This is a genomic window from Streptomyces sp. NPDC052107 (assembly GCF_040680215.1).
GTDB lineage: Bacteria > Actinomycetota > Actinomycetes > Streptomycetales > Streptomycetaceae > Streptomyces.
In genome coordinates this window covers 1-11867 of record NZ_JBFAWG010000145.1, presented here as the reverse complement: position 1 = coordinate 11867, position 11867 = coordinate 1, and the positions used below count along the sequence as shown (strand labels likewise).

The window sequence follows — 11867 nt, the reverse complement described above, 5'->3', positions numbered from 1 at the left end:
GGCGGCGGACTGACCGGTGATGCGTTCGAGAGCGGGATTCACCGCCAGATACCGCAGGTCCGGGTCCCGCCACGGCGCCCGCGGACCCGCGGCGTCACGGGAACAAGGTCCGCATGGCCGCGGTTGTCGCCCTCCGGGACCCCCCTGACCATGCCTCCTTTGCGAAATGGAAGATGTCGACGGGACAGGTGTGGCACAAGAACAGACGTGGCCGACGCCCGCCGACCGGCGGGCAGGCGACATGAAGGCGGGACAGGGCATGGCATTCAACGTGCTGGGACTGACAGAAGAAACGGAGCGCGTCTACGCCGCGCTGGTCCATCTGCCCCACGCCACGGCTTCGGAGCTCGCCGGCGCCTGCGAACTGTCCGTTCCCGCCACCGCGCGGCAGCTGGCCGATCTGGTCAAGGAGGGCCTGGCGACGCGGGCCACCGGCCGACCGCCCCGGTTCACCGCGATGGCCCCCGACATTGCTGTGACCATGCTGATCCGCCGCCGTGAGCGGCAACTCGATGAGGCCCGGTCGCAGGTGCACCGGCTGATGGAGGCACACCGGGAGGCTTCCCGGATCAGCAGCCCGGACCTCGCGGTGGAACTCCTCACCGAACGCGCCGACGTCAGCGCCGCGGTCCAGTGCATGACCACCCAGGCGCAGCGCGAGATACGGGCCTTCGACCGGCCACCCTACGTCGACCGGCCCGGCAGCAACCTCGACGAGCAGATCAAGCGGCAGCGCCGGGGCGTCGTCCACCGGGTGATCTACGACCGTGCCGCCGTCGCCTGGCCGGGCCGCCTCGCGGGCGACATCCTGCCCAGCGTCCGGGCCGGCGAGCAGGCGCGTGTCCGCACCGAGTTGCCGCTCAAACTCGTGATCTGCGACAGCCGGGTCGCGATCATCCCCGTCAGTGCGGCACCGGGCGGTCAGTTGGCGGCGTATCTGGTGAAGAGTTCACCGATGCTGGTGGCCTTGGAGGCGCTGTTCGAGGTGGAGTGGGAGCGGGCGGTGCCACTGCCCCTGACGAGCCGCACAGCCGCCGCCGAGGCGGTCCTCGAGAGCGCCACCGGCGAACCCGACCAGGAGACCCGGTCACTGGTGTCGCTGCTCGCGGCAGGGCTCACCGACGCCGCGATCGCCCGCGCCCAGGGCTGGAGCGAACGCACCACTCAGCGCCGTATCCACCGCCTGATGAGTCAACTCGGGGTGGACACCCGGTTCCAGGCCGGGCTGACCGCCGCCCGCCGCGGCTGGCTGTGAGGCGGCGACGCGTCGGTCGAGATGGCGGACGGCCCGGCTTCCGAGGGAAGCCGGGCCGTCCTGGTTCAGTTCACCTTCATCGGTGCGAGCGTGATACTGCCCGGTCTCCGGCCGGGCCGACGTGCGTGGTCACCGGAATGGACCGGATCGGGTAGGAAGTGTCGGCGTCGAGCGACAGGGCCGCGGTGTAGTCGCCGAGTGTGACGATGCCCGGGGCCCCGGCGTCCACGGTGACCGTCACCGTGGTGCTCCGGCCGGGTGCGACGGTCACTGACTCGGGAGTCTCGGAGAGCCAGTCGACGTCGGTCGGCGAGGCGTTGTCGGTCTAGCCGGGCAGGACGGACACGTTGCTGATCGACGGGGCGAGCAACTGGTTGCTCGACAAACCGCCGGCCACGTAGAACCCGACCGCCCCCGCGCCGCGGTACACGGTGAGGTTGGCGTTGGGCAGCGCGGTCCAGGCGTTGTCCACGGGTTGTAGGCGTAGCCCTGGTTGGTCAGCGCCGGGCGGCCGATCGCGCCGCTGTTCACGCCGCCGCCAACGAGCAGCTGCCCGTTGGCGGCGCTGTACGCCGCGCCCCAGGTGGTGTTCGGCAGATCGGCGATCGGTGACCAGCTGTTGGTGCCCGGGTCGTAGACGTAGGCGTGCTTGACGGGGTTGTTTCCGGCGATGCCGCCGGCGCAGTAGGGCTTGCCCGCGATGGCACCGCAGGCGGTCCAGGTGATGCGCTTGGGGTACGGGGCGGCCTTGGACCAGCTGTCGGCGTGCGGATCGTACACCTGGATGTCCGTGACGCCGGCGCAGTCCAGGGCGTAGCAGCCGCCCACCACGTAGAGCTTGTCGCCCAGTACCGCGCTGCCGGACGCACCGTACGCGGTGGGCATGTTGGCTCCGACCGTCCACCGGTCGGTGCGCGGGTCGTAGATCTCCAGCTTGCGGTCGACACCGCTCAGGCTGCCCAAGCAGCCGGCCACGTAGAGCTTGCCGCCGATGAATCCGTGGGCGGGCGCTTCCCTGGGATCGGTGGCGGAGGCCAGCCGGAACCAGTCGGCGGTTGCAGGGTTGTAGGAGTACAGGGAGCTGACGTCGTTGTGGCCGTCCCAGCCGAATCCGGTGTACAGCCGGCCGTCGTAGAGATCGGCCGTGTTGCTGGAGAGCGGCGTGGGCAGGTCCGCCGAGGTCTGCCAGGCCGTCCCGGCCGCGGCGGTCCCACGGAGGTCACGTACTGCGAGGCGGCCGCGCAGTTCGTTGAGCCAGGCGTTGCCGAACAACGGCGGTGACGTGCTGATGCCGGGGAGGGAGCCTCGGCGACGACCAGGCGGTCGACCCGCTCCGGGTGATCCGCGGCCAGGGCGTAGGCGATGGGCATTCCGGTGTCGTGGCCGACCACGGCGAACCGCTGGTGGCCGAGCGCGTCCGTCAGCGCGACCAGGTCGCCGGCGAGGGTGCCGGAGTCGTACCCGTCCCGGGGCTTGTCGGTGAGGCCCCTGCCGCGCTGATCGACTGCGATGACCGTGAAGTCCTCGGCCGGCGTGGGCATCAGCAGGCGCCAGGCGTACCAGGTCTCGGGCCGGCCGTGCACCAGCAGCAGCGGCGGTCCGTCGCCTCCGACGACCACCTGCTCGGGGCCGATGACTTCCCTGCGGAGCTGGCGGCCCAGTACGGCTACGTCAACCGGGTCCTTCCTGAAGTCGAGTTGGACGGTTTCGTCGATGGCTTCGCCCGCCGCATCGCAGGGTTCGACAAGGTCGCCGTATCCGAGAGCAAGGCCCTCATCAACGCGAGTACCGGCATCCCGGAGGAAGAGTTCGGATACGCCCTCTCCGCCTATTTCCGTACGGCAAATCGACCGGAGAACGAACACCGCGTACCGCGCCTCTTCGAACATGGCCTACAGAAGCCGGACGGCGTCGAACTGGACTTCGGCGAGCAGGTCGCAGAACCGGACTGAGCGCCCCAACAGGATCAGCGCCCCTACTAGAGCGAGCTGATATTTGAAGCAGCTACCTCGTGTGCGTCGTCGTCGGCGATGAAGCCGACATGGACCGGCCGGCCGGTGGAACGTTGGCGCCGCAGCGCGGAGGGGCCCGAGGGGCGCGGACGGTGACGGTCGCCCCATTGCTGGAAGGCGGCGAGGATCACCTGCAGTTCCTCACCGGCAGGGGTCAGGTGGTAGCTGTCGCGCTGCCGGCTTCCGGGCATCTGGTACGTCCGCTTGCGGAGGACTCCCGCGTCGACCAGTGTCTTCAGCCGCGTGCTGAGCAGGTTCGGCGCGATGCCCAGTGATGCCTGGATTTCCGCGAAGCGGTGCTTTCCGATGTAGATCTCTCGGATGATCAGCAGCGTCCAGCGTTCGCCCAGCGCCTGCAGGCCGCGTTCGATGGAGCAGGACGGCTCATCATGCGCGGCTTCCGGCACCTTGGGCATCTGCCGCCATCGCCCCCGGTGTGCCGCCCGGGAGGCCAGGCTCTGTCCGACCTTGTGGCGCGGGCGAGGAGGTGGGTCGTAGCTGAGCTCGGTCGGGACCATGGAAGCGCCGCGGAACCGGCCTCAGCCGGCTGACGATTTCACGCCTTCCACCAGCTCGGTACGCAAGCCGGATGCCAAAAGGCTAGCGCCGCACCCTCGGCATCCCGAGGCCGATCCAGGAGATGATCTCGCGCTGGATCTCGTTGTTGCCGCCACCGAAGGTGAAGATGACCGCCGAGCGGTAGCCGCGCTCCAGCTCGCCGTGCAGGACGGCGCCCGCCGAGCCCTCCTTCAGCGGGCCCGCGGCCGCGACGATCTCCATGAGCCAGGCGTATGCGTCCCGGCGGGCCTCGGAGCCGTAGACCTTGACGGCGGAGGCGTCCTGCGGGGTGAGCGAGCCGTTCTCGACGGCGCCGACCATCTGCCAGTTGAGCAGCTTCATCGCGTCGAGCCGGGTGTGGGTGCGGGCCAGCAGCCGACGTACCCAGGGCAGGTCGGCGACCCGGCGGCCGTCGGCGAGCTTGGTCTCCATGGCCCAGCGCTGCACGTCGTACAGGGCGCGGATGGCCATGGTGCCGTGCGCGGCGAGAGTGACGCGTTCGTGGTTGAGCTGGTTGGTGATCAGCCGCCAGCCCTGGTTCTCCTCGCCGACGCGGCGGGAGACCGGGACGCGGATGTCCTCGTAGTAGCTCGCGGTGGTGTCGTGCGAGGCGAGCGTGTTGATGACGGTGCAGGAGTAGCCCGGCTCTGAGGTCGGCACCAGCAGCATGGTGATGCCCTTGTGCGGCGGGGCGGCGGGGTCGGTGCGGGTGGCCAGCCAGACCCAGTCGGCGGTGTCGCCGTTCGTCGTCCAGATCTTCTGACCGTTGACCACGTACTCATCCCCGTCCCGTACGGCCCTGGTCTTCAGGGCGGCGAGGTCGGTGCCTGCGTTGGGCTCGCTGTAGCCGATCGCGAAGTCGATCTCGCCGGCGAGGATGCGCGGCAGGAAGTACGTCTTCTGCTCCTCGGTGCCGTAGCGCATGAGCGTCGGGCCGACCGTGTTCAGCGCCATCAGCGGCAGCGGTACGCCGGCTTGCGCGGCCTCGTCGAAGAAGATGAACTGCTCCATCGCCGTCATGCCGCGCCCTCCGTACTCCTCGGGCCAGCCGACGCCGAGCCAGCCGTCGGTGCCGAGCCGGCGGATGGTGTCGCGGTAGAAGCGCTTCTGTGCGACCGGGTCGGCGTACCGGGCGTAGGCGTTGTCCGGGACCAGCTGTGCGAAGTAGGCGCGCAGTTCGGCGCGCAGTCGCTGCTGCTCGGGTGTGTGGTCGAGATGCACGGCGCCTCCAGGGTCCCCAAGGGCGGTCCTGACGGCGCACACCGTAGAACGTGTTTCAGAAATAGGGAATGACACACCCCGGGGGAATTCCGCCGAGGGTCACACGAGGCTGTGCAGGAACTCCGAGCAGGCGTCGGCGCAGGACCGGCAGGTGGCCGCCGCCGACTCGGCGCCGGGCTGCTCGTCGAACACGCGGGCGCACTCCAGGCAGACCGAGCGGCACCACTCCAGCCGGACGCGGATCTCGCCCTCGTCCTGGCGGCTCTCCTCGCACAGCACGTGGCACGTGGCGTCGCACACTTCGGCGCACATGATGCCCAGCCTGCGCACCCGCTCATGGCGCTCGGTGCCGTCCGGGTCGACCAGGCTCGCGCGTACCGCACAGGCCCGGGCGCACTCCGTACACGCCTGGGCACAGGCGAATCGGTCCTCCAGGAACCGGTAGAGCTGTTGCGAAGTAGGCGATGTCACACCGTGCGGGTAGCCGGGACACAGGGCCACAAACCACTTGTGCGCTGCCGAATGACGCCCCGGGATGCGCTTCCGGCGGCAGTCGGGTCGCGGCCCGTTCACCACCGGTCACAGACAGTGTCCGGTTCGTCCGGTTCTGGGCTGGGTATCCCTGTTCTATGGATACCGCATCGATGCAGCTGGCCGCAGCGAGCGGCCTCATGAGCCTCGTCCTGTTCGTCGTGGCCGTGGGCGTCCTGGCGCTGCTCGCCGGCGGCTTCTGGATGACCTCCCGCGTCAAGTACCGCGAGTCCCCTCGGCCGCGGCCCGAGGAACAGCCCCAGCTGCCGCCCGACGGCCCGGTGCGCGAGGTGCGGCAGAACAGGGACTACGAGGAGGTCCCCGAGACCCCCAAGGGCGGCCGGCCGCTCACCCCGTACGACCTGAGGAACCAGGACTCCCGGCCGAGCGCGACGAAGGAGCGTCCGCGCTGGAGCCGGGGTTCCAGCGGCTCCTTCGGCGGCGGCGGACTCGGCGCCCACTGACTCCCCACCCGGAAACGACCGACTTCCCCGCCCGATCGACCAGCGAACCCGAACACCGCGACACTCCCGCCGGCCCGGCCCGCACCGGTCCGCCGTACGCCCCTAGGAATTCCGGGCGGCGTCCAGGCGGCCGACGCGGGCCACGTTCTGCCGGTCCTCGGGGTCCTGGCTGGCCTCGCCGGCGAACCAGGCGTCGAGGATCTCCTTCAGCAGCGGTTCGGAGGTCAGGCGCAGGCTCAGCGCAAGGACGTTGGCGTCGTTCCAGCGGCGCGCGCCGTCCGCCGTGCTGGCGTCCGTGCACAGCGCCGCGCGCACGCCGGGCACCTTGTTGGCCGCGATGGAGGCGCCCGTGCCGGTCCAGCAGCACACCACCGCCTGATCGGCGACGCCCTCGGCCACGTCCCGGGCGGCCGCCTCCGAGCAGGCCGCCCACTGCGCGTCGGCCCCGGGCCGCAGCGCGCCGTGCGTCCGCACGTCGTGGCCGCGCCGCCGCAGGTCTTCGACGAGTGAACGGGCCACGGGTTCGTCCATGTCTGAGGAGACGGAGATCCGCATACAGGTGAGATTAGTGCCTGCGGCGTGGTGAGCGCCCCGAGGCGAAGGGGTGCGGGGGAACTGCGCGATCAGCAGCAGCTCACCCGCAGCCGGTAGACGGCGATGCCGCCGAGCTGTGATGTGTGGTCAGGGATGCTCCGGCCGCTGTGCCGGAGGCACGACTCCGCCTTCGCCGCCGCCCTTCTCGCCCTTGTCCGAGCCGTGCGGGCGGCCACCCGCGGCGCGCTCGGCTGCCTGCCGGGCCTTCATCTGGCCGCCGTCCTGCGGGGTGGCGCCGCCCTTGTCACTGCGCCGCTGTTCGGGCTGCTGCGGATTCGACGTGCGCCGGACTCCCTCCGGGTGGTGCGTGGTGCCCACGGGTTCCGGGTTCCCAGGTCGGCGGGGGTCACACCCCTCGTCCTCGGCGGGCGCGGCGGAGCCGGTCACCGTCCGGTGGAGGTGTTCGAGGGCGTCGAGGAGCACCGAGCGGTGGTACCAGCCCAGCCAGGCCGCCGTGTCGGAGGCCAGCAGACCGAGGGCCTCGGCCTGGGCGGCGGTGGGCCGGTGTCCGGGGTCCGGCCACTGCAGGGTGATCACGCCGGTGCAGGAGCCGGCCGAGGACAGCACGGGAACGCTCTGCAGGGCGCCGGTGCCCGTGCTCAGCAGGACACGCCGGGCCTCCTCGGAGAGCAGCGCGTCGGCGGACACGTCGGGCACGCTCACCCGGCGTCCGCGCAGCCGGGCGAGCGCGTCGGCCGTGCCCTCGTCCCGGCCGCGCACGAGCAGGTCGAGAAACGTGTCCGCGCAGCCGTAGTGGGTCTCCAGCATCAGTGCGTTCACGGCCGGGTCCACGAACCGTACGTATCCGGCCGGTGCCCGTCCGACGGCCAGCGCCTCGTGCAGCACGGCGTCGATCATCTGCCGCCGGTAGCGGGGGTCACGGCCTTCGCGGGACAGGATCCGCAGCGGCGGCACGGGCAGGGAGCGGCGGCCCGGGAACCACACCTCGCCGTCCGGCGGCCGGGCCACGACCACGGCGGAGACGAGGACGCGCAACGGCACGTTGAACCGCTGGGAGGCCTCGCGCAGCGCCCGGAAGGCGGTGCCGGAGTCCGGCAGGCCGTAGCGGACCATGAGCACGCCCTGTGCCATGCCGATGACGGGCGCGGTGCGCACCCGGGCGCGCAGCGCGCGGACCTCCTTGCACAGGTCCTCGTAGCTCGGCCGCAGCGGATCCGCCATCTGCGAGCGCCAGGCCGGCAGCTCCTCCACCCGGGAGGCGGCCCGGGCCAGCTCCCGCATCGCCTCGTCGAGGGTGGCGTAGAGCTGGACGCCGTCCAGGCGGGCGAGGTGCACCGCCTCGCGCACCCCGGGCCGGGCGCGGACGATGACCAGGTCCGGGCGTCCGGTGCGTGCTCGGGTGGCCTCGCTGAGTGTGTGCAGCACGGCGGCGCCGCCGAGCTGCACATGGGCCATGTCCAGGACGGGCCGCAGCCCGGCGCGGTCCGCCTGTTCGAGGTGGCCGCGCAGCTCCGCCGACCAGACCTGTGCGCCGGCGGCGTCGAGGCTGCCGGACATGCGCAGCAGCAGCGCGGCCTCGGCGGGCAGACCGTCGACGACGGACGACTCGATGACGAGCGGTGCCGGGGCGGCGGAGGGGTCGGAAGAGGGATTCATGGCAGCACCCGGGCAAGACGGCGCGACGAACTCGGGCGGCCTCTTCCTGACCGGTGTGCACGCTGGGGGCCCGGCCCTCGGCCGCACCCTGCGGTGCGCCGGACGGGGCGGGCCGGTGTGCTCACCAACCGGTGCCGCCGGGCCGTGGGCCGGCCCGCCTGCGGGCCTCCAGGGAGTTCAGTGCGGACGCCATGGTGGCGTGCACCCGGACGCCCGGCAGCCCCGCGGCGCGCAGCGCCTCCCGCACATGCGGCCGGGGCTGTACGACGGGCAGGGCGCGGCCCGAGAAGGCCAGGACCCCGGTGGCCCGGTCCACGGCCCGCACCGCGGCCGCGCAGGCGAGGTATACCTCGGTCATGTCCAGCACGGCGTGTTCGTCGGCCCGTTCCGCCTGGACGATGTGCTCGGCGAGCGTCTCGGAGAACTCCATCGCGTTGGTGGCGTCGACGGTACCCCGGGCCTTCAGGACGCTGACGGCACCGGCCTCGTGCCGGTGCTCGTGCACGGTCTGCAGGAGCAGCGGGGCCGGGCCGCCGGGGCGGACCCGGGCGCGGGACTGCTGACCTTTTTCCATGGGCATCGGGCTTCCTGGGCGCAGAAGGATCAGCCAGCCGCGTCTTGACCGGGAAGTTCACTCTGCCCCCGCCCCACGCGTGACGCAACGATTCTCCAGGGGCGTGTCGCATCGGTGCGGTTCAGCCGACATACCGCCGGGCGGGTGAGGTTCCGCGGGCCCGTGCCAGCGCCGCCAGCCGGCCTTCCAGGTCGGGCGGCACCGGGTCGCGCTGGCGCAGCACCCATGGCAGCCCGGCGGTGACGTGGGCGAAGGCCCGTGCGGAGGCGATGTCCCGGGGCACGGTGCGCATCAGGTGCCCGGTGCGGCGCAGCGCCGGCAGCAGAGGGCGGCGCAGCCAGGTGAACCACAGGGTGTTGCGGATCCCGAGGACACGGCGGGCCGTGCTGTCCCGCAGCCGGGAGGCCTGGTGGTGGACGGTGAGATCCTCGGCGTAGGCGAGCCACCTGCCCTGTCGCAGCAGGTCGCAGGCGAGCAGCTCCTCCTCGCCGCCGAGCCAGAGGCCGGGACGGAAGCCGCCGCCGGCCCGGAAGGCGTCGGTGCGCAGCACGGTGGCGCCGGCGAGGAAGGAGCCCAGGGCCGGTCCTGGGAGCCAGTCGGGCCCGTACAGCGGGGACTCGCGCAGCTCCTGTACGTCGGTACGAGCACTCCGTGGGCGCCCGCCGCCCGCGCCGCCGGCACGTCTGCCGCGATGTCGCCGATCACCAGGCACGCGGCGGGCGGGACGCCGAGTCGTGCGGCGGCCGTGAGGACCAGGCCGGGGCGCGGCTTGCGGCAGGCGCAGCCGGTGTCCGGGACGTGCGGGCAGAACACCCAGGTGTCGAGGCCGCCCAGCAGGGCATCGGCGCGCTCGTTGACCCGGTGTACGTCGTCGGTGGTGAGCAGTCCGCGTCCGATGCCGGACCGGTTGCTGATCACCCCGGTGGCCAGGCCGTGGGAGCGCGCGAGTGCGACGGCCGCCTCGGCGCCGGGCAGGAGGCGGACGCGGTCGGGGTCGCCATTGCAGGGCACGTCCTCCACGAGGGTGCCGTCGCGGTCGAACAGGACGGCGGAGAAGGGGATCACCCGGCACCTCCCAGGGGTTCGGCGTGCCGGTGGCGGACGACTCCGCGCAGCCAGTGCCGGACGGCGAGGGGCGGGATGAGCACGCTGGTGCCGAGCATCCCGGCGATCTCGCGGGCGGTACGGGGGCCGGGCAGGATCCGGGCGAGGGCGAACTCGGCGGTGCCGAGCGTCCACAGGGCCACGCAGACGGCCGCGGCGCGCCGGCGTCCGGCCGACGCACAGGCGGCCGCCGCGAGAGCGGCACCGGTCACGGCCAGGTGGCGGGGCAGCCGGCCCCTGGGTGCCTGGGCGCGGCCCCACCAGTCGCGGCCGTGCAGCCGGTTCATCAACGCGTCGTCGGCGTTGCCGCGCTGCGCGGGCAGCGAGGCCCACCAGTGGGCCGGGCGGACCGGGTGACAGGTCGTCCGGCGGCCCCGCCGCAGCGTCCAGCCCGCCCGCTGCACCCGCAGGGCGAGGTCGGCGTCCTCGCGGAAGGCGCGCGGGAAGCGTTCGTCGAAGCCGCCTGTCCGGGCGAGCGCCTCGGTGCGGTAGGCCATGTCGGCGGTGGCCCAGGCGGCGTTCTCCAGGCCCTTGGTGTTGCGTTCCCAGTCGGTGGGCCGGCGGTCCTGGGGCAGGGGGACTCGCAGCTGTCCCTGGATGCCGCCGACGTCCTCTCCCGCCTCGCGCAGGTCCTGGGCGAGCAGCCGGGACCAGTCCGGGAACACCTGGACGTCGTCGTCGAGGAAGACCGTCCAGGGTGTCGCGACGCTGCGCCAGCCGGCGTTGCGGGCGGCGGCCGGGCCCTTGCCGCCGGTGCGCAGGGTCCGTATTCGGTCGAGCAGGGGCCCGGCCGCCTCCAACGGCAGGTCCCCGTCGCCCTCGGGCCGGTCGTCCACGACGATCACCTCGTGCGGGGGGTGCCCTTCGGCCCCGGCGAGCGCGCGCAGGCACTCGGCGAGGCAGGGACGGCCGATCGTCGGGAGGACGACCGTGTAGGCGGGCGCGCCGGTCATGCGAACGCCTTCCCACGCCGTATCGCGAACGGGCCGAGCACCAGCAGGTCCACGGGGGCCGAGCCGAAGCGCTCCAGCGCGTCCCTCGGGTCGTCGACCATGGGCCGACCGGCGGTGTTCAGGCTGGTGTTGACGACCACCGGCAGTCCGGTGCGCCGCTCGAACCCGTCGATCATCCGCGCGACCAGGGGCTCCTGGGCGCGGTCGACGGTCTGGACGCGGGCGGTGCCGTCGACGTGGACCACGGCCGGGATGCGGGCCTTCCAGTCGGCGGCCACGTCGTGCACGAAGAGCATGTGCGGGCTGGGCAGCGGTCCGTCGAAGGTCTCGGCCGCGCGTTCCGCGAACACCATGGGCGCGACCGGCCGGAACTCCTCGCGCCCTTCGACCGCGTTGAGCCGCTCCGGGTTCGCGGCCCTGCCGGGGTGGGCCAGCAGCGAGCGGTGGCCGAGCGCGCGCGGCCCGTACTCGCTGCGGCCCTGGTACCAGGCCACGATCCCGTCGGCCGCCGGCGCCTCGGCGGCCGTCTCGGCGATGTCGGCGGGCTCCTCGAACGGCACGGCCGCCCGCTCCAGCCACTCCCGCAGCTCGGCGTCGCTCCAGCCGCGGCCGAGCGCCGCGGTCGGCATCGGCTCCGGCGTGTCCTTCTGGCCGGCCACATGCGCGGCCGCGCCCAGGGCCGTACCGGCGTCTTTGGCGGCGGGCTGCACCCACACGTGCTTGAAGCCGCTCTCCCGCCACAGCCGGGTGTTGGCGACGCAGTTCAGCGCGACACCGCCGGCCATGGTGAGCGCGTCCTCGCCGGTGCGCTCGCGCAGCCACCGGGCCAGGGCGAGCATGGCCTCCTCCAGGCAGAGCTGGGCGCTGGCCGCGAGGTCGGCGTGGTCCCGGCTCCAGGCAGGATTCCATCTCCACGCTCACGCTGCCCCGCCAAGATGGGCAGAACCCGCGTCGGACCCTACGGTTCGCATAGGTTCGCTTAGC

12 protein-coding genes and 3 pseudogenes are annotated in these 11867 nt (G+C 72.5%); 2 read left to right on the top strand and 13 right to left on the bottom strand.

Annotated features, from left to right (window positions below):
* Positions 1-259: 259 nt before the first annotated feature.
* Positions 260-1255, top strand: a complete 996-nt coding sequence (locus AB0M27_RS44490) for a helix-turn-helix domain-containing protein (protein WP_365731494.1) — start codon at positions 260-262, stop codon at positions 1253-1255.
* A 76-nt stretch (positions 1256-1331) separates the two neighbouring features.
* Here AB0M27_RS44490 and AB0M27_RS44485 read toward each other — a convergent pair whose 3' ends face one another.
* The 6 genes from AB0M27_RS44485 to AB0M27_RS44460 all read right to left on the bottom strand — a co-directional run bounded on the left by AB0M27_RS44485 (position 1332) and on the right by AB0M27_RS44460 (position 5517).
* Positions 1332-1526, bottom strand: coding sequence for a hypothetical protein (locus AB0M27_RS44485; protein ID WP_365731492.1), 195 nt, complete (start codon positions 1524-1526; stop codon positions 1332-1334).
* Positions 1523-2293 (bottom strand): kelch repeat-containing protein, encoded by a 771-nt coding sequence (locus tag AB0M27_RS44480; RefSeq protein ID WP_365731498.1) that lies wholly within the window; start codon positions 2291-2293, stop codon positions 1523-1525. The genes AB0M27_RS44485 and AB0M27_RS44480 overlap by 4 nt, the downstream gene beginning before the upstream one ends.
* Positions 2206-2796, bottom strand: coding sequence for an alpha/beta hydrolase (locus AB0M27_RS44475; protein WP_365731496.1), 591 nt, complete (start codon positions 2794-2796; stop codon positions 2206-2208). Before AB0M27_RS44475 ends, AB0M27_RS44480 begins: the two co-directional genes overlap by 88 nt.
* A 437-nt stretch (positions 2797-3233) precedes the next feature.
* Complete coding sequence (locus tag AB0M27_RS44470) at positions 3234-3683, bottom strand: helix-turn-helix domain-containing protein (protein ID WP_365731490.1); 450 nt, start codon at positions 3681-3683, stop codon at positions 3234-3236.
* Between the two features lie 184 nt (positions 3684-3867).
* Positions 3868-5046, bottom strand: coding sequence for an acyl-CoA dehydrogenase family protein (locus tag AB0M27_RS44465; RefSeq protein ID WP_365731488.1), 1179 nt, complete (start codon positions 5044-5046; stop codon positions 3868-3870).
* A gap of 99 nt (positions 5047-5145) precedes the next feature.
* Entirely contained in the window at positions 5146-5517 is a 372-nt protein-coding gene (locus AB0M27_RS44460; RefSeq protein WP_365731486.1) for a ferredoxin, read from the bottom strand.
* 158 nt (positions 5518-5675) lie between these two features.
* Between AB0M27_RS44460 and AB0M27_RS44455 the strand changes: the two genes are divergently transcribed.
* Entirely contained in the window at positions 5676-6041 is a 366-nt protein-coding gene (locus AB0M27_RS44455; protein ID WP_365731481.1) for a DUF6479 family protein, read from the top strand.
* 102 nt (positions 6042-6143) lie between these two features.
* Here the strand turns inward: AB0M27_RS44455 and AB0M27_RS44450 are convergent, their stop codons facing one another.
* The 7 genes and pseudogenes from AB0M27_RS44450 to AB0M27_RS44420 form a co-directional block, all read right to left on the bottom strand.
* The gene (locus AB0M27_RS44450) at positions 6144-6596 is read right to left on the bottom strand and encodes an RpiB/LacA/LacB family sugar-phosphate isomerase (RefSeq protein ID WP_365731478.1); all 453 of its coding nucleotides are present in this window, start codon (positions 6594-6596) and stop codon (positions 6144-6146) included.
* A gap of 126 nt (positions 6597-6722) precedes the next feature.
* Positions 6723-8252, bottom strand: a complete 1530-nt coding sequence (locus tag AB0M27_RS44445; protein ID WP_365731476.1) for an ANTAR domain-containing protein — start codon at positions 8250-8252, stop codon at positions 6723-6725.
* 121 nt (positions 8253-8373) lie between these two features.
* Positions 8374-8832, bottom strand: coding sequence for an STAS domain-containing protein (locus tag AB0M27_RS44440; protein WP_365731474.1), 459 nt, complete (start codon positions 8830-8832; stop codon positions 8374-8376).
* Between the two features lie 115 nt (positions 8833-8947).
* Positions 8948-9460: pseudogene (locus tag AB0M27_RS44435) on the bottom strand (glycosyltransferase family 2 protein); the annotation flags it as partial.
* Positions 9460-9891, bottom strand: a pseudogene (locus tag AB0M27_RS44430) (HAD-IIIA family hydrolase); the annotation flags it as partial. The pseudogenes AB0M27_RS44430 and AB0M27_RS44435, both read right to left, overlap by 1 nt.
* Positions 9888-10883, bottom strand: a complete 996-nt coding sequence (locus AB0M27_RS44425; RefSeq protein WP_365731472.1) for a glycosyltransferase — start codon at positions 10881-10883, stop codon at positions 9888-9890. The pseudogene AB0M27_RS44430 and the gene AB0M27_RS44425, both read right to left, overlap by 4 nt.
* A pseudogene (locus AB0M27_RS44420) lies at positions 10880-11782 on the bottom strand (carbamoyltransferase C-terminal domain-containing protein); the annotation flags it as partial. The pseudogene AB0M27_RS44420 and the gene AB0M27_RS44425, both read right to left, overlap by 4 nt.
* Between the last annotated feature and the right edge of the window lie 85 nt (positions 11783-11867).

Excerpts from the sequence above, each read along its gene's own strand:
- AB0M27_RS44490 (WP_365731494.1), top strand. The coding sequence starts at position 260 with ATGGCATTCAACGTGCTGGGACTGACAGAAGAAACGGAGCGCGTCTAC.
- AB0M27_RS44475 (WP_365731496.1), bottom strand. The coding sequence starts at position 2,796 with ATGCCCACGCCGGCCGAGGACTTCACGGTCATCGCAGTCGATCAGCGC.
- AB0M27_RS44470 (WP_365731490.1), bottom strand. The coding sequence starts at position 3,683 with ATGCCCAAGGTGCCGGAAGCCGCGCATGATGAGCCGTCCTGCTCCATC.
- AB0M27_RS44455 (WP_365731481.1), top strand. The coding sequence starts at position 5,676 with ATGGATACCGCATCGATGCAGCTGGCCGCAGCGAGCGGCCTCATGAGC.
- AB0M27_RS44450 (WP_365731478.1), bottom strand. The coding sequence starts at position 6,596 with ATGCGGATCTCCGTCTCCTCAGACATGGACGAACCCGTGGCCCGTTCA.
- AB0M27_RS44445 (WP_365731476.1), bottom strand. The coding sequence starts at position 8,252 with ATGAATCCCTCTTCCGACCCCTCCGCCGCCCCGGCACCGCTCGTCATC.
- AB0M27_RS44440 (WP_365731474.1), bottom strand. The coding sequence starts at position 8,832 with ATGCCCATGGAAAAAGGTCAGCAGTCCCGCGCCCGGGTCCGCCCCGGC.
- AB0M27_RS44425 (WP_365731472.1), bottom strand. The coding sequence starts at position 10,883 with ATGACCGGCGCGCCCGCCTACACGGTCGTCCTCCCGACGATCGGCCGT.